The organism is Streptomyces sp. NPDC101110, from assembly GCF_044759525.1.
In the GTDB taxonomy this organism is placed as follows: domain Bacteria; phylum Actinomycetota; class Actinomycetes; order Streptomycetales; family Streptomycetaceae; genus Streptomyces.
In genome coordinates this window covers 217477-241370 of the sequence record NZ_JBIVZM010000012.1, presented here as the reverse complement: position 1 = coordinate 241370, position 23894 = coordinate 217477, and the positions used below count along the sequence as shown (strand labels likewise).

At 71.1% G+C, this 23894-nt stretch carries 17 protein-coding genes; 4 read left to right on the top strand and 13 right to left on the bottom strand.

Annotated elements, in window-relative coordinates; genetic code table 11:
- Positions 1 to 44 precede the first annotated feature (44 nt).
- The 3 genes from ACIQU3_RS26950 to ACIQU3_RS26940 are packed head-to-tail and all read right to left on the bottom strand — an operon-like array spanning position 45 to position 3699.
- On the bottom strand, positions 45 to 971 hold the full coding sequence (locus tag ACIQU3_RS26950; RefSeq protein WP_403736450.1) for a carbohydrate ABC transporter permease: 927 nt from the start codon (positions 969 to 971) through the stop codon (positions 45 to 47).
- Positions 968 to 2020: an ABC transporter permease gene (locus tag ACIQU3_RS26945; RefSeq protein WP_403736455.1), complete on the bottom strand. Its 1053-nt coding sequence runs from the start codon at positions 2018 to 2020 to the stop codon at positions 968 to 970. Before ACIQU3_RS26945 ends, ACIQU3_RS26950 begins: the two co-directional genes overlap by 4 nt.
- Positions 2020 to 3699: an extracellular solute-binding protein gene (locus ACIQU3_RS26940; protein WP_403736458.1), complete on the bottom strand. Its 1680-nt coding sequence runs from the start codon at positions 3697 to 3699 to the stop codon at positions 2020 to 2022. The genes ACIQU3_RS26945 and ACIQU3_RS26940 overlap by 1 nt, the downstream gene beginning before the upstream one ends.
- 338 nt (positions 3700 to 4037) lie before the next feature.
- Between ACIQU3_RS26940 and ACIQU3_RS26935 the strand changes: the two genes are divergently transcribed.
- A complete protein-coding gene (locus tag ACIQU3_RS26935) occupies positions 4038 to 6875 on the top strand; it encodes a glycoside hydrolase family 3 C-terminal domain-containing protein (protein WP_403736461.1) in 2838 nt (945 codons plus the stop codon).
- Positions 6876 to 6995: 120 nt separating this feature from the next.
- Here ACIQU3_RS26935 and ACIQU3_RS26930 read toward each other — a convergent pair whose 3' ends face one another.
- The 3 genes from ACIQU3_RS26930 to ACIQU3_RS26920 form a co-directional block, all read right to left on the bottom strand.
- Positions 6996 to 8441 (bottom strand): aldehyde dehydrogenase family protein, encoded by a 1446-nt coding sequence (locus ACIQU3_RS26930; RefSeq protein ID WP_403736464.1) that lies wholly within the window; start codon positions 8439 to 8441, stop codon positions 6996 to 6998.
- A gap of 122 nt (positions 8442 to 8563) precedes the next feature.
- Entirely contained in the window at positions 8564 to 10237 is a 1674-nt protein-coding gene (locus ACIQU3_RS26925; protein WP_403736467.1) for a PucR family transcriptional regulator, read from the bottom strand.
- A 119-nt stretch (positions 10238 to 10356) separates the two neighbouring features.
- Entirely contained in the window at positions 10357 to 12525 is a 2169-nt protein-coding gene (locus tag ACIQU3_RS26920) for an ATP-binding protein (protein ID WP_403736472.1), read from the bottom strand.
- Positions 12526 to 12776: 251 nt separating this feature from the next.
- Here ACIQU3_RS26920 and gabT point away from each other — a divergent pair, with 251 nt between their 5' ends.
- Together gabT and ACIQU3_RS26910 are read left to right on the top strand one after the other, a co-directional pair.
- Positions 12777 to 14111 (top strand): 4-aminobutyrate--2-oxoglutarate transaminase, encoded by a 1335-nt coding sequence (gene gabT, locus ACIQU3_RS26915; protein WP_403928105.1) that lies wholly within the window; start codon positions 12777 to 12779, stop codon positions 14109 to 14111.
- A 555-nt stretch (positions 14112 to 14666) separates the two neighbouring features.
- Positions 14667 to 15338 carry a phosphatase PAP2 family protein gene (locus ACIQU3_RS26910; protein WP_403928102.1) on the top strand — a complete coding sequence of 224 codons (672 nt, stop codon included), beginning with the start codon at positions 14667 to 14669 and terminating at the stop codon, positions 15336 to 15338.
- Here ACIQU3_RS26910 and ACIQU3_RS26905 read toward each other — a convergent pair.
- The 7 genes from ACIQU3_RS26905 to ACIQU3_RS26875 form a co-directional block, all read right to left on the bottom strand.
- The gene (locus ACIQU3_RS26905) at positions 15320 to 15790 is read right to left on the bottom strand and encodes a hypothetical protein (protein WP_403736481.1); all 471 of its coding nucleotides are present in this window, start codon (positions 15788 to 15790) and stop codon (positions 15320 to 15322) included. The two genes, ACIQU3_RS26910 and ACIQU3_RS26905, sit on opposite strands and share 19 nt — an antisense overlap.
- Positions 15791 to 15931: 141 nt before the next feature.
- Positions 15932 to 17350 (bottom strand): NAD(P)/FAD-dependent oxidoreductase, encoded by a 1419-nt coding sequence (locus tag ACIQU3_RS26900; protein WP_403928100.1) that lies wholly within the window; start codon positions 17348 to 17350, stop codon positions 15932 to 15934.
- 18 nt (positions 17351 to 17368) lie between these two features.
- The gene (locus ACIQU3_RS26895; RefSeq protein WP_403736487.1) at positions 17369 to 18169 is read right to left on the bottom strand and encodes an ABC transporter permease; all 801 of its coding nucleotides are present in this window, start codon (positions 18167 to 18169) and stop codon (positions 17369 to 17371) included.
- Positions 18170 to 19099, bottom strand: coding sequence for an ABC transporter permease (locus ACIQU3_RS26890; protein WP_403736490.1), 930 nt, complete (start codon positions 19097 to 19099; stop codon positions 18170 to 18172).
- Entirely contained in the window at positions 19099 to 20244 is a 1146-nt protein-coding gene (locus tag ACIQU3_RS26885) for an ABC transporter ATP-binding protein (protein WP_403928134.1), read from the bottom strand. The genes ACIQU3_RS26890 and ACIQU3_RS26885 overlap by 1 nt, the downstream gene beginning before the upstream one ends.
- Before the next feature lie 5 nt (positions 20245 to 20249).
- Positions 20250 to 21497, bottom strand: a complete 1248-nt coding sequence (locus ACIQU3_RS26880; protein WP_403736493.1) for a spermidine/putrescine ABC transporter substrate-binding protein — start codon at positions 21495 to 21497, stop codon at positions 20250 to 20252.
- A gap of 56 nt (positions 21498 to 21553) precedes the next feature.
- A complete protein-coding gene (locus ACIQU3_RS26875; RefSeq protein ID WP_403736496.1) occupies positions 21554 to 23089 on the bottom strand; it encodes a gamma-aminobutyraldehyde dehydrogenase in 1536 nt (511 codons plus the stop codon).
- A 199-nt stretch (positions 23090 to 23288) separates the two neighbouring features.
- On the opposite strand from ACIQU3_RS26875, the gene ACIQU3_RS26870 reads away from it, so the two are divergent.
- The gene (locus ACIQU3_RS26870) at positions 23289 to 23864 is read left to right on the top strand and encodes an NADAR family protein (RefSeq protein ID WP_403736499.1); all 576 of its coding nucleotides are present in this window, start codon (positions 23289 to 23291) and stop codon (positions 23862 to 23864) included.
- Positions 23865 to 23894: the final 30 nt, after the last annotated feature.

Below are 23894 nucleotides of genomic sequence, written 5' to 3'. Positions count from 1 at the left end.
CGACGGGCCGCAACGCGGCCGCGGACGACGACCAGCCCGCTGGATCAGCCCTTGACGGCGCCCGTGAGCATGCCTTTCCTGAAGTGCCGCTGGACGAAGGGGGACGCCACGGCGACGGGAATCAGTGCGAGGACCATGACGGCCATCTGCAGCCCCAGCGAGGAGAGCTGCCCGGTCCGCACCGCCTGCTGAAGCCCCGTCGGCGCCTCGGTGTTCTTCTGGACCAGCTGGATGAGCACGTTCTGCAGCGGCATCATCTGCTGGTCGGTGAGATAGATGGAGGCGTTGAACCAGGCGCTCCAGTACCCGACCGCGTAGAACAGCGAGATGACGGCCAGCACCGCCCGCGACAGCGGCATGACGATGGTCAGCAGGATTCGCAGGTCTCCGGCCCCGTCGATGCGGGCGGACTCGGTGAGTTCGGGTGAGATGCCCATGAAGAAGGCGCGCAGGACGAGGATGTTGAAGACACTGACCGCGCTCGGCAGGACCAGCGACAGATAGGTGTCGGTGAGGCCCAGCGACTGCACCAGGAGGTAGGTCGGGATGAGCCCGGCCCCGAAGAACATCGTGGCCATCATGGTCATCAGGAAGAACCGGTGGCCCAGACTGCCCGGCCGGGACAGCCCGTAGGCCGCGAGCACCGACACCGTCATCGAGAACAGGGTGCCGAAGAGCGTGACACCGACCGAGACCATGATGGCCCGGCTGACCTGGCCGCCGCTGAGCAGCTCGGTGTAGTTGACGAAGGTGATGCCCTGGGGGACCACCACGAGGCCGCCGACCCGGTCGATCACCGGCTTCGGGGAGAGGCTGGTGACGACCACGATCCACAGCGGGCCGAGGACCGCCAGGCAGCACAGGACCAAAAAGCCGCCCTTCGCGGTGAGTCCGGTCCTGCTGGGCGGCTCCTCCCACACGGGCCGCGCGGGGGCCTTGAGGCTGCGGATGAGCTGCGTGTTGAGGCTCATTTCCGGTACACCCCCTGCTCGCCGAGCAGATGCGCGACCTTGTTCGCGCCCAGGACGAGACACACTCCGATGACTCCCTTGACGAGGCCGACCGCGGCCGCGTAGCTGAAGTCGCCGTTCTGGATGCCCATGTTCCACACGTAGGTGTCGAGAACCTCGCTGGCCCCCACGCCGACCGCGTCCCGCTGCAGCAGGAACTGCTCGAAGCCAACACTCAGCGCGTCACCCACGCGCAGCACCAGCAGCAGCGCGATCACGGGGCGCAGCGCGGGCAGCGTCACGTGCCACATGCGCCGCCGGCGCCCCGCGCCGTCCATGGCGGCGGCCTCGTACAGATCGGTGCTGACGGCGGCGAGCGCCGCGAGGAAGACGATGATCCCCCAGCCGGCGTCCTTCCACACGGCCTGCGCGGTGACCAGGTACTTGAAGAGGCTCGCGTCGGTCATCAGGTCGAAGCCGGTCCACCCGTGCTCCTCCAGGGTCTGCGCGATGATGCCCGCGCCCCCGAGGACCTGCTGGAAGACGGTGACCACGAGGACCCACGAGAAGAAGTGCGGCAGATACATGATCGCCTGGGCCACGGCCCGTACCCGCGGCCGGATCACGCTGTTGATGAGCAGCGCGAGGGCGATGGGGACGGGGAAGAACAGCACCAGCTGGAGCACGAACAGGACGACGGTGTTCTTCGCCGCGCTCCAGAACAGCGGGTCGTCGGCCATCCGCGAGAACTGCTCCACCCCCACCCAGGGGCTGTGGAAGATCGCCGTGACGCCGTTGCTGGAGACGTACGGGTCGTAGTCCTGGAAGGCCACGACGTTACCGAGGAGCGGGACGTAGTTGAAGAGCAGGAGCAGCGCGATGACGGGCAGCGTCATCAGGATGAGCGTGCGGTCCCGGCGCAGCCGGATCCGCCAGTGGACCTTGCCGGCCCCGCTCGCCCCGCGCGGCACCCTTTTCTTCACCGCGACGGTGGCGACCGCGGCCGTCGGCTCCTCGACGGCCGCGGGGGGACGAGTCCCGTCGGGCCTGCTCCCGGCCGTGAGGGACATCAGTTGCCGCTGCCGTTCTTGTCGATGAGCTCCTTGTACCAGTCGCGCAGCTTGTCGCCGCCGGAGGACTTCCAGGTGGAGATGGCCTGCTGTACGTCGGACAGCTTCTTGTTGCCGCGCACGTAGTCGATCTCCAGCTGCTCGAACTGGCTGGAGAGGTTCGCGTAGCGGGACGGCTCGACGATGTTCATGCCGAACGTGGACGTCTTCTTCATGAAGGCGCCCATCCGCTGCTGCCACTCGACCTGCCCGCGGGCGACATCGGGGAGGTCGGGGTGGGCGTAGTAGGCGGCTGGGGCCGCCAGCATCACCCAGGCGTTGAGCACTTCGGAGTTGCCGAGGTCGTTCTTGACCGGGACGCCGTCCTTGACGGTGTAGTGGGTGCCTTCGACGCCGTAGTCGACGAGCATCCGCTCCTTGCTGCCGTAGGGCGCGGCCGCGAAATTCGCGGCGGCCAGCGCGTTCTCCACGGTCTCCTTGGAGGCGCCCTTGCGGATCAGCGACCAGATGGTGGCGGGCTGGGACGCGTACAGCCGCGGGTCACCGCCGTCCGCCCCGAAGATGTCCATGGCCTGGATCTTCAGGTCCGGGTTGGACTGGGCCTGTTCGGCGGTCTTGCCGTACCAGTCGGCGACGTTGGTGTTCCAGACCAGGATCTGGCCGGCGGTGAAGCGCTGGCCGGCTTCGCCCGAGCGCGCCTTGTCGTCGGGGTGGACGACGCCCGCCTCGAAGAGCTTGCGGACCCACTCCAGGGCCTCGAGGTATTCGGGCTGTTCGATGCGGTACGTCAGCTTGCCGTCGGACCCGATGTCCCAGCCGATCGTCCCGGAGCCGCGGACGCCGAAGATGTTCCACGCGGACCAGGTCATGTCACCGCAGGCCCACACCTTGGCCTTGGAGCTGGTGGCGTCCTTGGCCCAGCTCATGAATTCCTCGGGCGACTTGGGTACCGCGTAGCCCTTCTCGCCGAAGACGTCCTCGCGGTAGAGGGGCGCGATCCAGTTCGCGGTGGCGGTCGGCATCGGGATCCCGCGCAGCGCACCGCCGAAGATGCTCATGCGCCAGGCGTCGGAGGGGATGGCGGCCAGGTTGGGGTACTTCTTGACCTTGTCGCCGGCCAGGTGGGGGCCCAGGTCCATGAACTTCGCGGTGACCGCGTTCGCGATCTTGCCGACCAGTTCCCAGCCCGGCACGACCACCATGTCGGGTATGGAGCTGGAGGCGAGGACCGCGCCGAGCTTCTGGCCGTAGGTGTTGCCGTCCTGGTTCTGCCAGGTGACCTTGGTGCCCGCCGCGGCGTCGACCGCCTTGTAGTAGGCGCAGCCGGCCTTCGGCGGGGAGCCCCAGAACGGCGACATGATCTTGAAGGGCGCTCCGGTGCCGAGCTTGTCCGGGACCGACGTGGCGAGCGACGCGATGTCGACCTTGGCGGTGAAGCCGGCCGCGGAACCGTTCTTGGCCGGCAGGTCCGGCTTGGTGACCGTGCCGGCGACGAACGCCGGGAGCAGCTTGTCCGCGGCTTTGCCCGAGGTGGTGCCGTCCCGCGACCCGCCCTCCGACCCGCCGCACGCGGCGAGCAGCGGCATTCCGCCCGCCACGGCCGCGGTGACGGCCGCGGAGGAGGCGAGGAAGCTTCTCCGGCTCGGTCCGGAGGAGGTTGGGGCGGCGTTCGGCGTCATTGCGTCAACCCTTCGTGGCGCACCAGGACACCCGGCGGACGGCCGTCGGCTGTGGTGTCTCGAGTGGAACTGGCTGAGCGGAAGCGGGACTTCGACGAGCGGGGCTTCGACGAGCGGGGCTCTTGCCGTCGAAGCGCTTCGATGCTGCTGTGAGGTTAAGTGAACACCCCAGGGCGCACAAGACTCGTCCCCGAACTTCCTCATCGCCACCGATAAGGCCTGTTCCTCATGTCCGCCTTGAAGCGATGGACCCGATCCCTTGACACCCACCCGTACGGCGACCCAGCATCGAAGCGCTTCGAAAGTGCCTCGTCGATCCAGCGCAGGGGGATCCCCACGTGACCGCACACACGCCGTCCACCGCACCGTTCCGCGATCCGCGGCTGCCGCTCGCGAAGCGTGTCGACGACCTGCTGGGGCGGCTCACGCTCGACGAGAAGATCTCCTTCCTGCACCAGTTCGCCCCCGCCGTCGAGCGGCTCGGTGTCGCCGCCTTCCGCACCGGGCAGGAGGCCCTGCACGGCGTGGCGTGGATGGGCCCGGCCACGGTGTTCCCGCAGGCGGTCGGCCTGGGCGCCACCTGGAACCCGGAGCTCGTGCGGCGCGTGGGCGACGCGGTTTCCAAGGAGGTCCGCGCGATGCGCGCCAAGGACGACCGGGTCGGCCTGAACGTCTGGTCCCCGACGGTCAACCTGCTGCGCCACCCGCTGTGGGGCCGCAACGAGGAGGGCTACTCGGAGGACCCGAAGCTCACCTCGGCGATCGCCACGGCCTATACGCGCGGCCTGCGCGGCGACCACCCCGTCCACTGGCGCACCGCGCCCGTGCTGAAGCACTGGCTGGCTCACAACAACGAGACGGACCGCTCCACGACGTCGAGTTCGGTGCGCCCGCGCGTGCTGCACGAGTACGACCTGCGGGCCTTCCGCGACACCGTCGAGGCGGGCGCAGTGGCCGGGGTGATGCCGGCGTACAACCTGGTCAACGGCCGCCCGAATCACGTGTCCCCGTACCTGCGCGAGCACCTGCGGACCTGGACCGAGGAGGACCTGCTGGTCTGCTCGGACGCCGGAGCGCCGAGCAACCTGGTCGACTCCGAGCACTACTTCGACACCCACGAGGAGGCCACCGCCGCCTCTCTCCTCGCGGGTGTCGACAGCTTCACCGACCACGGCACCGACTCCTCGCAGATGACCGGGCGGCTGCGCGGCGCCCTGGAACGCGGCCTGCTGACGGAGGCCGACGTCGACACGGCCGTCCGCCGCCAGCTGTCGGTCCGCTTCCGGCTCGGCGAGTTCGACCCGGGAGACGACCCGCACGACGCGACCGCCGCGTTCGACACCCCGGCGCACCGCGACCTCGCACGGGAGGCGGCCGAGCAGGCGATCGTGCTGCTGAAGAACGACGGGGTGCTGCCGCTCGCGCCGGACACCCGGATCGCGGTGGTCGGGCCGCTCGCCGACGAGTGCAAGCTCGACTGGTACAGCGGCACGCTCATCCACCGCTCGACGCCGCTGGAGGGCCTGTACGAGCGGTTCGGCGCACAGCGGGTGGAGTTCGCCGAGGGTCTGGACCGGGTCCGGCTGAGAACGTCCGCGGGGGCGTTCCTGCACGTACCGCCGGCCGAGGGGGCCGCCGACGAGGTGCCTGTCGCCGCCGGCGCGTTGGACCCGGCGCTGCTCGCGGGCCGCACCGACCTGCCCGCCCTCACGACGGACGCCCACGGCACCGAACTGGCGCTCGCGGACTGGGGCGAGGGCGTGCTGACCCTGCGCGCTCCGGACGGCCGCTACCTGTCGGTCGCCGACGACGGGCGCCTGCGCGCCTCCGCCGACCAGCCGGGCGGCTGGGTCGTGCAGGAGACCTTCCGTCTGGAACCGCACGGGGACGGGCACCTCCTCAGGCACCAGGGGACGGGTCGCCACGTGTGTGTCTCCGCCGACGGCGTGAAGGTTGCCGACGAGGATCCCGAGGTCTTCGAACTGGTCGTCGCCGAGCGCGGCGAGGAGGCGGTGGCCCGGGCCGCCGCGGCGGCCGACGTGGTTGTGGTGGTCGCGGGCAACGACCCGCACATCAACGGCCGGGAGACCGAGGACCGTACGACGCTGTGCCTGCCCGCCCGGCAGGAGCGGTTGCTGCGGGCGGCCCGGGCGGCGAACCCGGCCACCGTGCTGGCGCTGGTCTCCGCGTACCCGTACGCCGTCGACCCGGCCGGGCTGCCCGCCGTGCTGTGGACCGCGCACGGCGGCCAGGCGGCCGGCACCGCACTGGCCCGCGTCCTGGCCGGCGACGTCTCCCCCGCCGGCCGCCTGCCGCAGACCTGGTACGCGGACGACGCCGACCTGCCGGGCCTGCTCGACTACGACGTGATCGGCTCCCGCCAGACGTACCTGTACTTCGAGGGGACCCCGCTGTTCCCCTTCGGGCACGGCCTGTCGTACACCTCCTTCGCGTACGGCGACCTGACGGCCCGTGTCGAGGGCGGGACGGTGCGCGTCTCCTTCTCCGTCACCAACACCGGGGACGTCACGGCCGACGAGGTGGCCCAGCTCTACACCCGGGCCGTCGACCCCTGCGTGCCGCGTCCGCGCCGCGAGCTGCTGGACCACCGCCGGGTCACTCTCGCCCCGGGGGCGACGGCCGGGCTCGACTTCGAGCTTCCGCTGTCCGCCTTCTCGTTCTGGGACGTCGCCCAGGACCGCCGGCGCGTGGAGCCTGGCGCGTACGAGCTGCTGGCCGGGGCGTCCTGCGAGGACGTCAGGCTGCGGACCACGGTCACGCTCGAGGGCGAGCCGACCCTGCCGCGCGCGGTCCTCACGGACGGCCTCCCGGCGGCCGGGTTCGACGAGCAGAGCGGCATCGAGATCGTCGACCGGACGAAGGCGGCGGGCGACGCGGTGACACCGGCGGGCGCCGGTGCGGGTGAACTGGTCTACCGCGCCTGCGACTTCGGGCGGGGCGTCTCCCAGGTGACGGTGGAGGTGGCCGGCGAGGGCACGGTGGAGCTCTCCCTGGACGGCGGCCCGGTCCTCGCGGCCCTGTCGCCCGCCGCGCCCACTTCGGGTCCGTACGACTACGTCCGGCTGAACACGCCCGTCGCTGCCGTGGGCGTCCACGACGTGCACGTCAGGCTGCGCGGCCCGCTGCGGCTCGCGCACGCCGGCTTCTCCGGTTGAGGGTCCGGAGGAAGCCGGCGCAAAGAAGGGGCCCGGCACCGGAAGGCAGCGGTGCCGGGCCTCTTCACAGAGCTTGTAGGAAAATGTTTTCCATAAGCCGGAGGGTGGGTCGGCGGCGGGTCAGAGGTCGATGCCGGTCAGGACCAGCACCCGCTCGTAGGTGTAATCCTCCATGGCGAACCGCACGCCCTCGCGGCCCACGCCGGACTGCTTGACGCCGCCGTAGGGCATCTGGTCGGCGCGGTAGGACGGCACGTCGCCGATGACCACGCCGCCGACCTCGAGGGCCCGGTGGGCGCGGAAGGCGGTCTGGAGGTCGTGGGTGAACACGCCCGCCTGAAGGCCGTACTTGGAGTCGTTGACGGCGGCGAAGGCCGCGGCCTCGCCGTCCGCCTTCTGCACCGTGAGGACCGGCCCGAAGACCTCTTCGCAGGAGATCGTGACGTCGGCCGGGACCTCCGCAAGGACGGTCGGCGCGTAGGAGGCGCCGTCGCGCTTGCCGCCGGTGAGCAGCTGCGCCCCGGCGTCCACGGCCTCCTGGACCCACGTCTCGACGCGCTGGGCGGCGTCCTCGCTGACCAGCGGGCCGACCTCGGTCCTGTCGTCGCTCGGGTCGCCGGTGACCTGGGCCTCGACGGCGGCCACGATGCGCGGCAGCAGCCGGTCGTAGACCGAGGCGTCGGCGATGACCCGCTGCACGGAGATGCAGGACTGGCCGCCCTGGTAGTTGGAGAAGGTGGCGATGCGGTTCGCCGCCCACTCCAGGTCCTCGTCGCTCGCCCAGTCGGCGAGGACGACGGCCGCGCCGTTGCCGCCCAGCTCCAGCGTGCAGTGCTTGCGCGGCACCGAGTCCATGATCGCGTAGCCGACCTTCTCGGAACCGGTGAAGGAGATCACGGGCAGGCGCTCGTCCTGCACGAGGGCGGGCATCTTGTCGTTGGCGACCGGCAGGATGCTCCAGGAGCCCGCGGGCAGCTCGGTCTCGGCCAGCAGATCACCGATGATCAGGCCGGACAGCGGGGTCGCCGGGGCCGGCTTCAGGATGATCGGGGCGCCGGCGGCGATGGCCGGGGCGATCTTGTGGGCGCAGAGGTTCAGCGGGAAGTTGAAGGGCGCGATACCGAGCACGACACCCTTCGGGAAGCGGCGGGTGAAGGCGAGCCGGCCCTGACCCCCGAGATCGGTGTCGAGCCGCTGCGCCTCGCCGCCGTTGAACCGCCGGGCCTCCTCGGCCGCGAAGCGGAACACGGACACGGCCCGGCCGACCTCGCCGCGCGCCCACTTCATGGGCTTGCCGTTCTCGGCGGAGATCAGCTGCGCGATCTCCTCGGTGCGCTCGGCCAGGCGCTTGCTGACGTGGTCGAGGGCGGCGGCCCGGACGTGCGCGGGGGTGGCGGCGAACTCGTCCAGGACGGCGTGCGCGGCGGCCACGGCCTCCTCGACCTGCGCGTCCGTCGGCACGCTCACGGTGCCGACGAGCCGTCCGTCCCACGGGGAGGTGACGTCGAAGGTGTCCTCGCCGGTGGCCTGGCGGCCGGCGAGCCAGAAGGCGTGGGTGGAGGTCATGTGGGTTCCGGCCCTTCGGCGTTGGGGGTGATCTGGTCCTACGGGACCAACGGTAGGGGCGAGGTGGCCGAAGGACGTTTGTCCGAGCCGTAGCAGTGGGGGAATCGGATACTACGGTTTGGCTATTCGCTGGAGGCCGCCTTCAGGGCCAGCCACAGTTCCATCCGGACGTCCGGGTCGTCCAGGGACCGGCCGAGGATCTCCTCGACCCGGCGCATGCGGTAGCGCAGGGTGTGCCGGTGGACGCCGAGCTCGGCCGCCGCCGCGTCCCACTGGCCGTGCTTGGACAGCCAGGCGTGCAGGGAGGAGACGAGGTCGCCGCGGCCCGTGGCGTCGTGCTCGTACAGCGGCCGCAGCATGCCGTCGGCGAAAGCCCGTACCGCGTCGTCCGCCAGCAGCGGCAGCACCGATCCGGCCGCCATCTGCTCGTGCTCCACGAGGACGCGCCCGCGCCGCCTCGCCACCGACAGCGCCTGCTCGGCCTGCTTGTAGGCGGCGGACGCGGCGATGGGCCCGGCCGGTGCAGACAGGCCGACGACCAGTTCGTCGTCCTCGCCGCCCGGCACCTTCTCGCGTATGCCGGCCCGGGCCGTCTCCAGGGCGGCCGCGTACTCCCCGCAGGCCGCGGCGGCGGCGCCGCGGTCCGCGGCCAGCACCACCAGCCGCTCCCCCTCCGGCACGACCAGCACGGCCTCTCCGGCCCGGGCCGCGGCGGACTCCACGACGTCGGCGAGCGCCGCCAGGGGGTCGCCGGCGGTGTCGGCCGCGGCCAGCGCGGCGGCCGAAGGCCGTTCGACGGGCGGAGCGCCCTTGTGCGCCTCGGCACGGGCCAGCGCGGCCGACGCCGACACCGGCACCCGTTCCGCGACCATCATCCGGAACGGCGCGTCCAGCAGCTCGCCGTACAGGTCCCCGGCGACCGCGCGCGCGTGGTCCGGCTCCCCGGCCAGCAGCATGCGCAGCACCGCCGCCCCGACGCGCTGCTCCGCCGCCTGGAGCGACCGGGAGCGTTCCGTGGTCAGGGTCAGCAGGGCGATGGCCGAGTGGACGGCGTAGCGCTCGGCGGTGCCCGGGGCGGCGGCGGTGCCCACCGCGAGGGCCGCCCGGGGGCGGCGGCCGGTGCCGATGGTGTGCAGCTCGACCCGGTCCTCGTTCTCCGGCCCGCCCACCACGGAGGAGGCGGGCGCGGGGCGGTCCCGCAGCTTCTGCACGTCACCGGTGAGCCGCGCCGCGCGCCGCCCCGCCCACTCGGGTGCCGTGGCGACGACGGCACCCGAGGCGTCGTACAGCGCCGCCCAGCCGTCGACCTGTGAGGCCAGGGCGGCCAGCAGCCCCTCCGGGCCGCCGGTCTGGGCCTGCCGGGTCAGCTCGCGCTGGGCGGCGAACCCGGCGGTGACGGCCCGGTACTGGTCGGCGGCGATCGCCGCGGACACGGCCTTGCTGATGGCGAGGAACGGCGTACGGCGCGGCACCTCCAGCAGCGGCAGCCCCTCCCCCTCGGCCGCGTCGACGAGCGCCTTGGGGATCTCCTCGTAGTTGACGCCGACGGCGAAGCCGAGCCCGACCACTCCGGCCCCGGACAGCCGCCGGACGTAGCGGCGCATGGCCTCCGGGTCCTCGGCGTCCAGCTTGAGCGCGGTGATCAGCAGCAGTTCCCCGCCCTCCATGTAGGGGACGGGGTCGGCGAGCTCGCTGACGTGCGCCCAGCGGACCGGCACGTCGAGGCGGTCTTCGCCCGCCCGCACGGTCAGTTTCAGCGCGGAGTGGTGGACGAGCGAGGCGAGCGTCGGGGGCATGAGGCCTTCTGCGTCAGGACTGTGTGATCTCTGTGGTCTTTTGGCCGCCGCGTATGAACGACCTGTGACGATTCTGCCTCACCGTACGGTGTCCGCGCGCCGGTAGGGGTGGGAAGGGGTCAGCTCCGCAGGTCGACCAGCAACGGTGGCGCGTGCTCGCCCTTGACGTCGGTCAGCGACAGCACCGCGTGCCCCGCCGGCACGGCGTGCGCCAGCTCGGAAGCCGACCAGCGTTCCCGCTCGACCTGGCGCACGGTCACCGCCCGCGCGGTCGGCGCCTTGCCGGTGATCACCCGGCGCAGCATGTGCACGGCCTTGCCCGCCGGGGTCTCCGCGATGATCTGCCGGTCGGTGACGTCCCGGGCCTCGGTCCACTCCTTGCCCCACACCTCGGCGAAGTCCTGGCCGTCCCAGGGTGTGAGCCCCGACAGCGCCATCCGGCAGCCGGTGGCTCCGAGCAGCGGCCCGCGCAGCGGCCGGGCGACGTCGTCCAGGGTCCGCAGGGTGAGCACGACCCCGGCGTTGCCGGACCGCAGCCGCTGGATGCCGCGCACCGCCTCGGGCGTCACCACACCGGTCGCGTCGTCCAGCAGCAGGCAGGCGAACAGCGACCGGTCCTCGCGTACGGCGACACTGGCCGTGAACTGGGCGAGCACGAGCCGGGCCAGCATCCTGGAGGCGTCGGCGTGCCCGCGCTGGGGCAGGTCGATGCGCACCCGCACCGGGTGGTCGAGGGCCTTGAGGGTGAAGGGCCGGGACTGCCCGGAGGTGTCGAAGAACCCGGCGAAGGCGGGCCGGTCGAGCAGCGCGACGCGATCGCCGAGCACCCCGCCGACGTCTCCGGGCTGCCCCATCTGCCGCTCCCGGGCGTCGAGTTCCCGCAGCAGCGAGTCCTGCCCGGCCTCCTGGAGTCCCTGCCGCAGCGCGGCGAACGGCCCCGGCGCGCCGTCCAGTAGCTGCCGCAGCTCCGGTACGGAGGGGAAACGCCCGTGCACGGCCCGGAACGGCCCGAGCAGCTGGGCGAGGACGGTGGTGGACCGGCGGCTGTCACTGCCGGGGTGCGGGTCGGCGAGATCCCCGACGAGCGCCTCGGCCAGCACGGCGGCCGCCTCGTCCGGGTCGCTGGTGCCGCCGTACAGATCGAGGTCGTACTCCGACTCCTGGTTCCCGATCCGTACGACCACGTCGTACGCGTCGGCCGGCCCGAGTCCCGCGCCGGCCGCCCCGACGACGACCACGGCGGCCCGCCCGGCGAGCGCGTGCAGGCAGAGCGACTCGGCGAGCGGCCGGACGACGGTCCCGGTCTTGCCGGATCCGGCGGGGCCGACGGCGACGAGCGAGGTGCCGAGCAGGTCGGGGCCCAGGGCCAAGCCGGTGCCACGGTAGGCATACGGGTTACGCGGATCGTCGGCGCTGGTGCCCAGCCGCACCTGTCCGGTGAGCAGATCGTGCCGGGCGAGCCGATTGGGCAGGTCGCGGGCGCCGGAGGGATGCAGACAAGCAGCTGCACCGTCCCGAAGCACCGCACCGCTGAACGTGGCCAGATCATGCCGACCGCTGCGCACCCCGTGCCAGGCGCGGGCGATCCGGGCGTGATCGACGTCCCGCATGACCCCGGACCGCGCATCGGCCGCGAGACGGTCGGCGGCGTCCACGGCGCCGGCGGCGCGCAGGTCCGGCCATTCGGCCGGATCGGCTTCGGGGGCGGGGGGCGTCCCGTTCTCCGCATTGCTGCGGCGCCATGCTTCGGGACCGTACCGGCGCCACAGCTCGGGCCAATGCCCGATCCTTCCGAAGACCGAGAAGACTGCGAGGAACACCAGACCCTCGTAAATGTACGAGGCGATTCCGCCCACGGCTCCGGCCTTGCCGAGGGTCCAGGAGTCCGGCGCAAGCACGAACCACGGCCAGAGCCAAAAGCCCCCGAGGTAGCCGTTGTAGAGCAGGGAACACAGTAGCCACCCGCAGAGGAACGCGATCACCGCACCGCCCACCAACTGGCGTGGCGGAATTTGCTCCGGCTCCACCTCCGGCCGCGGCCGGTGGCCGAACCGCCAGACTCCGGGCGGTGCCTCCGGGCGGGGAGTACGCAGCCATGTCAGAAAGGAAGACCCGTCCGGGATCGGCGGCACGCCAGGCGCCTGCATCGGCCGGGGCGGCGCGGTGAACCCGTCCGGCGGCACACCCGGCCTGGTGGCCGGCATCGCCGGCACCTCCGGCGGCCCCGCCGGGCGCGGTACGGGGCTCGCATGTGTACCCCGCGCCTCCTGCGTCCCGTCGCTGTCCATCGCCGTTGCCCCCTGACCAGCCGCTCCGTCCACCATCAGCGAGCCAATCTAACGCCCTACCCTGGGGAGTTCACCGCTTACACGGCCGGGCCGTGGGCACCGGTCCACGAGACTGCCATGTCCACCCCGGACAAGGCGCCCCGCCGACAACGCCCACATGGAGCATGCCCACCCCTCATCCCCCGCCCTAGCCTGCGAGAAAAGAACCCGAGCGTCCGCAAAGACCATCCGCACCACCCCAGGAGCCCCGCATGACCGCACTTCCGCAGGAGCGCCGCGTCGTCACCGCCATTCCCGGCCCGAAGTCGCAGGAGCTGCAGGCCCGCCGTACCGCCGCGGTCGCGCAGGGCGTGGGGTCCGTGCTGCCCGTGTTCACGGCGCGTGCCGGTGGCGGGATCATCGAGGACGTCGACGGCAACCGGCTGATCGACTTCGGGTCGGGCATCGCCGTGACGTCCGTGGGCGCCTCCGCCGAGGCCGTCGTACGGCGGGCGTCGGCGCAGCTCGCCGACTTCACCCACACCTGTTTCATGGTCACTCCCTACGAGGGCTACGTCGAGGTCGCCGAGGCCCTCGCCGAGCTGACCCCGGGTGAGCACGCCAAGAAGAGCGCCCTGTTCAACTCCGGTGCCGAGGCCGTCGAGAACGCGGTCAAGATCGCGCGGGCGTACACCAAGCGCCAGGCCGTCGTGGTGTTCGACCACGGCTACCACGGCCGCACCAACCTGACGATGGCGCTGACCGCGAAGAACATGCCGTACAAGCACGGCTTCGGCCCGTTCGCGCCCGAGGTGTACCGGGTGCCGGTGGCGTACGGCTACCGCTGGCCGACCGGCCCCGAGAACGCCGGCCCGGAGGCCGCCGCGCAGGCCATCGACCAGATCAGCAAGCAGGTCGGCGCGGAGAACGTCGCCGCGATCATCATCGAGCCGGTGCTCGGCGAGGGCGGTTTCATCGAGCCGGCCAAGGGCTTCCTGCCGGCGATCAGCAAGTTCGCCCAGGACAACGGCATCGTCTTCGTCGCCGACGAGATCCAGTCCGGCTTCTGCCGTACGGGCCAGTGGTTCGCCTGTGAGGACGAGGGCATCGTCCCGGACCTCATCACGACGGCGAAGGGCATCGCGGGCGGTCTGCCGCTCGCGGCGGTCACCGGTCGCGCCGAGATCATGGACGCCGCGCACGCCGGCGGCCTGGGCGGCACCTACGGCGGCAACCCGGTCGCCTGCGCGGGTGCGCTGGGCTCGATCGAGACGATGAAGGAGCTCGACCTCAACGCCAAGGCGAAGAACATCGAGGCGGTCATGAAGGCCCGCCTCGGTGCCATGGCCGAGAAGTTCGAGATCATCGGCGACGTCCGCGGCCGGGGCGCCATGATCGCCATCGAGCTGGTCAAGGACCGCGCCACCAAGGAGCCGAACCCGGAGGCGACCGCCGCGCTCGCCAAGGCGTGCCACGCCGAGGGCCTGCTGGTCCTGACCTGTGGCACCTACGGCAACGTGCTCCGCTTCCTGCCCCCGCTGGTCATCGGGGACGACCTGCTGAACGAGGGCCTCGACATCATCGAGCAGGCGTTCCCCCGCGTCTGAGCGCTCGGCACGCGCATCCGGGCCGCCGTCCGGGCAGGTGCGCCGCCCCGGTTCCGCTACCGGGGCGGTCGGCGGCAGAGCGTGTGAAGAAGGTGTGCGAGGTGCATGGCAGGGGGCCCCACGGTCTGTCCTGCACCCCGCCCCTGCCGTAGGTTCTACCCAGATGAGAGATACACCCCGCCCGCAGGGGACTGTGGGTGACATCAGGCCGGGGCCTCCCCAGCTTCGACCTGGTCGTGCCCTCGCGCACACAACCGGAGCCTGACGCTCCGGATCTCCTCACCGATCGGACGGTCGCCCGCCCCAAACCCCCCGGGGCGCGCGACGTTCCGGTCCTGACGGCCGCCCCGGAACTCCCCCCCCTGTTCCGGGGCGGCCGTCTTCCCTCTTCTCACCCCTGTGTCTCACCCCTGTACGACTTCGCGAGTCGCGGTCAGCCCGGCGTGCGGGGCGCGGGCTCCGTGGGGTGGATCCCCCGCGGACGGCAGCCCCGGGCGTCGGCCAGGCCGAGCAGGGCCGCGAGCGGGTGTTCGTGCTCGTGCCAAGCTGGGCCCCATGCCGATCTCCGCGAACCGGGGCCGCACCGTTCTCCCGGGCTCCGCCGCTCCCCTGCTCGCCGTTCCGGCTCTCCTGTTCGCCCTGATCACCTGGCAGGTCGTCACCGGCGGACCGCTGGTCCGGCTCGACGAACGCCTCAGCCGCGTCCTGGTGAATCCGGACCGCTGCTCCGAACTCCTCGCCGATCTGGGCAATGTCCAGGTCGCGGTCCCGCTCCTCGCCGTCGCGCTCGGGTACGTCGCCGTCCGTGGCCGGCGCGCCGGCGCGGACCGCTGGTGGCTGCCCGTCGCCGCGGTCGTCCTGCTCATGGTCCTGGTCCCGGCGCTGGTCGTCCCCCTGAAGGCGCTCATGGCCCGCCCGGGCACCCCGGCCGAACCGCCCGGCACCGGCTACTACCCCTCGGGCCACACCGCCACCGCCACCGTCGCCTACGGCTCCGCGGCCCTGCTCCTGTTCCCCTGGCTCCGCACCGCCCCGGCCCGCGGCGCCCTGCTCGCCCTCTGCGCCGCGCTCGTCCTCGGCACGAGCTACGGCCTGGTCCGCCGCGGCTACCACTGGCCCCTGGACGTGGTGGGCAGCTGGTGCCTGTGCACGGTGCTGCTCACGTCCCTGTGGCTTTTCGTCCGGACGGTGACGACGACGGATCGGTCTCAACGGCCAGGGCCCTGACCGCCGTTCCCCGTCACCAGCCCCGCCGCCGCCTCGTGCATCGCCAGTTCAAGCAGCGCCGGGTCCGTCAGCGTGCCCGAGCCGTCGGGCGGTACGAGCCAGCGGACGCCGCCGGGTGAGGAACGGCCCGGGTACGGCACGACGATCCAGGTCCCGGCGCCCGCCGTACGGATGCCCGTGCCGAGCCAGCGGGCCGCGGTGCCCGGCGCCACGAAGAACCCCATGCGGGCGTCGCCGAAGTCGACGAGGACGGGGCCGGGCCGGCCGAGGACACGGGTGAGCACGTCGAGCGTGGCGTACCCCAGTTCGCCGGGCAGGATGAGCACGTCCCAGGCACGGCCGGCCGGCAGCAGCGCGACGCCGAGCGGATTGCGCTCCCACTCCCAGCGGCACGCCTCGGGATCGGGTGTCACGGATGCGAGCCACTCGACCGCCGTCTTCGCACCGGTCATCGGAAAGACCCCCTTCTCTCTCGCGGACCTCGCGAACGCGCGGGGCGTCCGTGAGGGCATCACGAGGGAGAAGGGGGTGTCCCCCCGGCATTACGCGGGTTCCGGCACCCCGTTGGAGTGAACCGGATCACAGCCGGTCGGTCAGCTGTCGAATCCCAGCCCCAACCGGTCCATCGTGCGCAGCCACAGGTTGCGGCGGCCGCCCTGGGCGTCCGCGCGGGCCAGTGACCACTTGGTGAGGGCGATGCCGGTCCAGGCGAACGGCTCGGGCGGGAACGGCAGCGGCTTCTTGCGGACCATCTCCAGTTCCGTGCGCTCGGTGCGCTCCCCCGCCAGCAGGTCCAGCATCACGTCGGCGCCGAAGCGCGTGGCGCCGACCCCGAGCCCGGTGTATCCGGCCGCGTAGGCCACCTTGCCCTGGTGGGCGGTGCCGAAGAACGCCGAGAAGCGGGAGCAGGTGTCGATCGCGCCGCCCCACGCGTGGCTGAAGCGCACGCCCTCCAGCTGCGGGAAGCAGGTGAAGAAGTGCCCGGCGAGCTTGGCGTAGGTCTCGGGCCGGTCGTCGTACTCGGCGCGGACGCGGCCGCCGTAGGGGTAGATCGCGTCGTAGCCGCCCCAGAGGATCCGGTTGTCGGCGGACAGCCGGAAGTAGTGGAACTGGTTGGCGCTGTCGCCGAGGCCCTGGCGGTTCTTCCAGCCGATCGAGGCGAGCTGCTCGGCGGTGAGCGGCTCCGTCATCAGGGCGTAGTCGTAGACCGGGACGGTGTACGAGCGGACCCGCCGGACCAGGTTCGGGAAGATGTTGGTGCCGAGGGCGACCTGCCGGGCGCGGATCCGGCCGTAGGGGGTGCGGACGGCCATGCCGGCGCCGAAGGGCTTCAAGGTCAGGGCCGGGGTGTTCTCGTAGACGCGCACGCCCAGCTCCCGGCAGGCCCGCTTCAGGCCCCAGGCGAGCTTGGCGGGGTGCAGCATGGCGACGCCCCTGCGGTCCCACAGGCCGGCCTGGAAGGTGGGTGAGTCCACCTGCTCCCGCACGGCGTCGGCGTCCAGGAACTCGACGCCGTCGGCCAGGCCCCGGCGGGAGATCTCCTCGTGCCATTCACGCAGTTCGCGCGCCTGGTACGGCTCGGTGGCGACGTCGATCTCGCCGGTGCGCTCGAAGTCGCAGTCGAGGGAGTGCCGGGCGACGGCGGCCTCGATGGCGTCGAGGTTGCGGTCGCCCAGCTGCTGGAGGGTGTGGATCTCGTCGGGCCAGCGGGCGAGTCCGTTGGGCAGGCCGTGGGTGAGGGAGGCGGCGCAGAAACCTCCGTTGCGGCCGGAGGCCGCCCAGCCGACCTCGCGGCCCTCCACCAGCACCACGTCCCGCTGCGGATCGCGTTCCTTGGCGATCAGCGCCGTCCACAGCCCGCTGTAGCCGCCCCCGACGACCAGCAGGTCGCAGGTCTCGGAGATGGTGAGGGCGGGCTGGGGACGGGGCCTGCCGGGGTCGTCCAGCCAGTACGGGACCGGCTGGGCGTCGGAAAGCGAACGGGTCCACTGATTCATGGCGCTCGGGGCCATGATGTCAACTCCCTACGGTTATGCCTTTTGTCTGGTGCGACGGTTTCCGACGATCATGGAAACCAGCACGAACAGTACGGCGACGACGAACATGGTCGTGCCGATGACATTGATCTGAACGGGCGTTCCGCGCTGCGCCGACCCCCATACGAACATCGGGAAGGTGACGGTCGAGCCGGCGTTGAAATTGGTGATGATGAAGTCGTCGAAGGAGAGTGCGAAGGCGAGCAGTGCGCCCGCCGCGATTCCGGGTGCCGCGATCGGCAGCGTGACCCGGACGAAGGTCTGGAACGGGCCCGCGTACAGGTCCCGTGCCGCCTCCTCCAATTTCGGGTCCATCGACATCACACGCGCCTTGACGGCCGTGACGACGAAGCTCAGGCAGAACATGATGTGGGCGATGAGGATCGTCCAGAAGCCCAGCTGAGCGCCCATGTTGAGGAACAGGGTGAGCAGCGAGGCGGCCATGACGACCTCGGGCATCGCCATCGGCAGGAAGATCAGTGAGTTCACGGCGCCGCGGGCGCGGAACCGGTAGCGGACCAGGGCGAAGGCGATCAGAGTGCCGAGGAGGGTGGCGCCGAGGGTCGCCCAGACCGCGATCTGGAGGCTGAGCGACAGCGACCCGCACAGCCCGGAGACCCCGCACGGGTCCTTCCAGGCGTCCAGGGAGAACTGCTGCCACTCGTAGTTGAAGCGCCCCTTCGGTTTGTTGAAGGAGAACACCGTCACGACGACGTTCGGCAGGAGCAGATAACCGAGGGTCAGCAGTCCCGCGAGGACGACGAGATTTCTCCTGAGCCAGTTGACGAAAGGCATTTAGACCAGATCCTCCGTCCCCGACCTGCGGATGTAGAGGGTGACCATGAGGAGGATGGCCGCCATGAGGATGAAGGAGAGCGCCGCGGCCGTCGGATAGTCGAGGACTCTCAGGAACTGCGTCTGGATGACGTTTCCGACCATGCGGGTGTCGGTGGAGCCGAGCAGATCGGCGTTCACGTAGTCACCGGCGGCCGGAATGAAGGTCAGCAGCGTGCCGGAGACGACACCCGGCATCGACAGCGGGAAGGTGACCTTGCGGAACGTCGTCCAGGGCCTTGCGTACAGATCTCCCGCGGCTTCGTGGAGCCGTCCGTCGATGCGCTCCAGCGAGGTGTAGAGCGGAAGGATCATGAACGGCAGGAAGTTGTACGTCAGACCGCACACCACCGCGAGCGGGGTGGCGAGGACGCGGTCGCCGGCGGTCATGCCGAGCCAGTTGGTGACGTCCAGGACGTGCAGCGTGTTGAGGGCGCCGACGACCGGTCCGCCGTCCGCGAGGATCGTCTTCCAGGCCAGGGTGCGGATCAGGAAGCTGGTGAAGAACGGCGCGATCACCAGGATCATGATCAGGTTCTTCCAGCGGCCGGCGCGGAAGGCGATCAGATAGGCCAGCGGGTAGCCGAGCAGCAGGCACAGGATCGTCGCCGTGCCCGCGTAGAGCACCGAGCGGACGAACTGCGGCCAGTACGCGGACAGCGCGTCCCAGTACGTGGCGAAGTGCCAGGTGACCTTGTAGCCCTGCTCCAGGGAGCCCGTCTGCACGGACGTGGAGGCCTGGTAGATCATCGGCAGCGCGAAGAAGACGACCAGCCAAAGGATGCCGGGCAGCAGCAGCCAGTACGGCGTGAAGCGGCCCCGGCGCTTCGGGGGCTTGGACTCGGGCGCTGGCGGCGCGAGGGGCGGTGGCGCCTCGGTGAGTGTCGACATCAGGCCGCCTCTTCCACGCCCGCGTCGGCGTCCTGGGCGGCGTCCAGGCCGAAGGTGTGGGCCGGATTCCAGTGCAGGACGACCTCGGCGCCGGGGACCAGGCGGGGGTCGCGGTCGATGTTCTGGGCGTAGACCTCGAAGTCGGAGCAGACCGGGCTGTCGACGACGTACTGCGTGGAGACGCCGATGAAGCTGGAGTCGGCGATCCGGCCGGTGATGCGGTTGCGGCCCTCGGCTATCTCCCCGGCGTCGTCCGCGTGGGTGAGGGAGATCTTCTCGGGGCGCACGCCGACCAGCACCTTGCCGCCGGTTGTCGTGGGGGCGGAACATCGTGCCCCGGGCAGGACGAGCTTGCCACCGCCCGCCTTCAGCACGATCTCCTCGCCGCTCCTGGAGTCGACCTCGGCCTCGATGAAGTTGGAGGTGCCGAGGAAGTTCGCGACGAACGTGGTGCGCGGGTTCTCGTAGAGCTCGGTGGGCGCGCCCAGTTGCTCGACACGGCCACCGTTCATCACGGCGACCGTGTCGGCCATGGTCATGGCCTCCTCCTGGTCGTGGGTGACGTGGATGAAGGTGATGCCGACCTCGGTCTGGATGCGCTTGAGCTCCAGCTGCATCTGGCGGCGCAGCTTGAGGTCGAGGGCGCCGAGCGGCTCGTCGAGCAGGAGCACCTTGGGGTGGTTGATCAGGGCGCGGGCGACGGCGACGCGCTGCTGCTGGCCGCCGGAGAGCTGGTGCGGCTTCTTGCGGGCCTGCTCGCCGAGCTGCACGAGCTCCAGCATCTCCTCGACCTGCTTCTTCACCGACTTCAGACCGCGCCTGCGCAGGCCGAACGCGACGTTCTCGAAGATGTCGAGGTGCGGGAAGAGGGCGTAGGACTGGAAGACCGTGTTCACCGGCCGCTTGTACGGCGGGAGGGCGGTCACGTCCTGGTCACCCAGGTGCACGGTGCCGGCGGAGGGTTCCTCCAGGCCGGCGATCATGCGCAGGGTGGTGGTCTTGCCGCAGCCGGAGGCGCCGAGCAGGGCGAAGAACGAGCCCTGCGGCACGGTCAGGTCGAGCGGGTGGACGGCGGTGAAGGCGCCGTAGGTCTTGGCTATGCCCGTCAGGCGGACGTCGCCGCTGGGGTCGGTCTTGTTCGTCATGGTGGTCACGCCCCCGTCAGCTTCGCGAACTTCGCTTCGAACTCGGTCTCTTCCTTCGAGCTCAGCGAGCGGAAGGCATGGGACTTGGCGGCCATGGCCTTGTCGGGAATGATCAGCGGGTTGTTCGCCGCGTCCTCGTCGATCTTGGCGAGTTCGGCCTTCACGCCGTCGACCGGGCACACGTAGTTGATGTACGCGGCGAGTTCGGCGGCGGCCTTCGGCTCGTAGTAGAAGTCGATGAGCCGTTCGGCGTTGGTCTTGTGCCGGGCCTTGTTGGGGATCAGCAGGTTGTCGGTGGACGTCACGTAGCCGCTGTCCGGGATGAGGAAGTCGATGTCGGGACTGTCCGCCTTGAGCTGGACGACGTCCCCGGCCCAGGCGACACAGGCCGCGAAGTCGCCGCTGGTCAGGTCCGAGGTGTAGTCGTTGCCGGTGAAGCGGCGGATCTGGCCCTTGTCGACGGCCTTCTGCAGGCGGGCGATGGCCGCGTCGTAGTCGTCGGCGGTGAAGTCGGCCGGGTCCTTGCCCATGTCGAGCAGCGTCATGCCGATGCTGTCGCGCATCTCCGACAGGAAGCCCACCCGGCCCTTGAGCTTGGGGTTGTCGAGCAGGTCGGACACCGACTTCACCTCGACGCCGTCGAGGGCCTTCTTGTTGTACGCGATGACGGTCGAGATGCCCTGCCAGACGTACGAGTAGGCGCGGCCCGGGTCCCAGTCGGGGCTGCGGAACTGGCTGGACAGGTTGGCGTAGGCGTGCGGCAGGTTGCTCGGGTCGAGCTTCTGCGCCCAGCCGAGGCGGATGAGGCGGGCGGCCAGCCAGTCGGTGAGGACGATCAGGTCGCGGCCGGTGTCCTGGCCCGCGGCGAGCTGCGGCTTGATCTTGCCGAAGAACTCGTTGTTGTCGTTGATGTCCTCGGTGTACTTGACCTTGATGCCGGTCCGCTGGGCGAACCGGTCCAGGGTGGGGTGGTGCTTCCCGCTGTCGTCGACGTCCATGTACTCGGTCCAGTTGGAGAAGTTCACCGTCTTCTCCTTGGCCGAGTGGTCCTCTGCCGAGACGCCGCCCTGCGTCTGTCCGGCGGCGGGGATGCCGCAGGCGCTCAGCGTGCCGAGTCCGCCGGCCGCGAGCGCCCCGCCCGCCGAGGCGCGCAGCAGGGACCGCCGGGTGAGGGAGGCCCTGCCGTTCTTGAAACTGCGCCTCATGGCGGCCACTTGGGCCGCGGACAGGCGGTCGGGCTCGTACTGCTCCATGCGCGTGGTGCCCTTTCCGAGGGTGGACGGCCGTTGGTCAGGCGGCCTGCATACGGCTATCGATCCCCGAACACGGTGCGGTGCCAGTCCTTGGCGGCGACCGCGGTGTTGTCGAACATGACGTGCTTGATCTGGGTGTACTCCTCGAACGAGTACGCGGACATGTCCTTGCCGTAGCCGGAGGACTTGTAGCCGCCGTGCGGCATCTCGCTGATGATCGGGATGTGGTCGTTGATCCAGACGCAGCCGGCCTTGATCTCGCGCGTGGCCCGGTTGGCCCGGTACACGTCCCTGCTCCAGGCGGAGGCGGCCAGGCCGTAGGGGGTGTCGTTGGCGAGCGCGAGGCCCTCGTCGTCGGTGTCGAAGGGAAGCACGACCAGGACCGGGCCGAAGATCTCCGACTGGACGATCTCGCTGTCCTGGGCCGCGTCGGCGATCAGGGTGGGCCGGTAGTAGGCGCCCTTGGCGAGCTCTCCCTCGGGCGCCTCGCCGCCGGTGACCACGCGCGCGTAGGCCCGCGCCCGGTCCACGAACCCGGCGACCCGGTCGCGCTGCACGTGCGAGATCAGCGGGCCGAGGTCGGTTCCGGCGGCGAAGGGGTCGCCGAGCCGGACGCTCTCCATGAGCGCCGCGGTCCGCTCCACGAAGGCCTCGTACAGCGGCCGCTGCACGTACGCGCGCGTGGCGGCCGTGCAGTCCTGCCCGGTGTTGATGAGGGAACCCGCGACCGCGCCGTGGGCGGCGGCCTCCAGGTCGGCGTCGTCGAAGACCACGAAGGGCGCCTTGCCGCCGAGCTCCAGGTGGAGGCGCTTGACGGTGGCGGTGGCGACCTCGGCGACGCGCTTGCCGACCGCGGTGGAGCCGGTGAAGGAGGTCATGGCCACGTCGGGGTGGCCGACGAGGTGCTCGCCGGCCTCCTTGCCGGTGCCGGTGACGATGTTGATCACGCCGTCCGGGATCCCGGCATCGGTGGCCGCCTGCGCGAAGAGCAGCGAGGTCAGCGGGGTGAGCTCGGCGGGCTTCAGGACGATGGTGTTGCCCGCGGCGATCGCCGGGAGGATCTTCCAGGCGGCCATCTGGAGGGGGTAGTTCCAGGGCGCGATCGAGCCGACGACGCCGATGGGTTCGCGCCGGACGTAGGAGGTGTGGTCGCCGGAGTACTCACCGGCCGACTGGCCCTGCAGGTGCCGCGCGGCACCGGCGAAGAAGGCGGTGTTGTCGATGGTCCCGGGGACGTCGAACTCGCGGGTCAGTTTCAGCGGCTTGCCGCACTGGAGCGACTCGGCGCGGGCGAAGTCCTCGGCCCGGTCGGCGAGGACAGCGGCGAACCGGTGCAGGGCGTCGGACCGCTCGCCGGGGGTGGCTCCCGCCCAGCCGGGGAAGGCCGCGCGGGCGGCGGCGACGGCCCGGTCGACGTCGGCCGTGCCGGCCAGTTCGTAGGTGAGGACCTCCTCGCCCGACGCCGGGTCGACGACCGCGTGCGTGCGGCCGGAGGTGCCCCTGGTCAGGCGCCCCGCGATGAACTGCGCGCCCTCCGCGAAGCGCTCCTCGGCCGGAAATCGGTCCGGGGTGGCAATGCCCGGGTTGTGCATGTCGCTCTCCTCCGTGTCCCCTGACGGGGCCGGCGTGGCTCAGGCTCGATTTGAGTGCCGATCCTGACAGAGGTATGGGACTGCAACAAGTGATTCCGTTGTTGATTTTTGGTTACGCGACGGAATCTGTCGACCAGGTGTCGAGTTCGCCGCGAAAAGGCGGGACGCTGTGTCAGTGGTGCGTGCCAGACTCGCGTGCATGGAGAAGATCACGGGGGCGGTCGGCTCGCAGGAGGCCCTGATCAGGGCGGTCCGCGAGGGCGCGAAGATCAAGTATCTGCACTTCTGGGGGCACCGGCCGCGGTCGGACGGCCGGATCGGGGCGAGCTGTCTGAGCCAGTGGTGGCCGGCGCCGTTCACGGTCGGCGGCGTCGGCTACGCGACGGCCGAGCACTGGATGATGGCGGGCAAGGCGCGGCTCTTCGAGGATGCGGCGGCGGAGCGGACCGTGCTGGCCGCGGAGCATCCCGCCGAGGCGAAGAAGGCCGGGCGGCTGGTGCGCGGGTTCGACGAGGCGGTGTGGGCGCGGGAGCGGTTCCGGATCGTCGTGGAGGGCAGTGTCCACAAGTTCGGCGCGCACCCCGAGCTGCTGGGGTACCTGCTGGGCACGGGCGACCGGGTGCTGGTGGAGGCGAGCCCCGTGGACCGGGTGTGGGGCATCGGGCTGGCCGCGGACGACGAGGCGGCGGGTGATCCGCAGCGGTGGCGGGGGCCGAATCTGCTGGGGTTCGCGCTGATGGAGGCGCGGGAGCTGCTGCGTACGGCGGGAGCATGACGAAGGGGCCGCTCCCTCAGGACCGGCCCC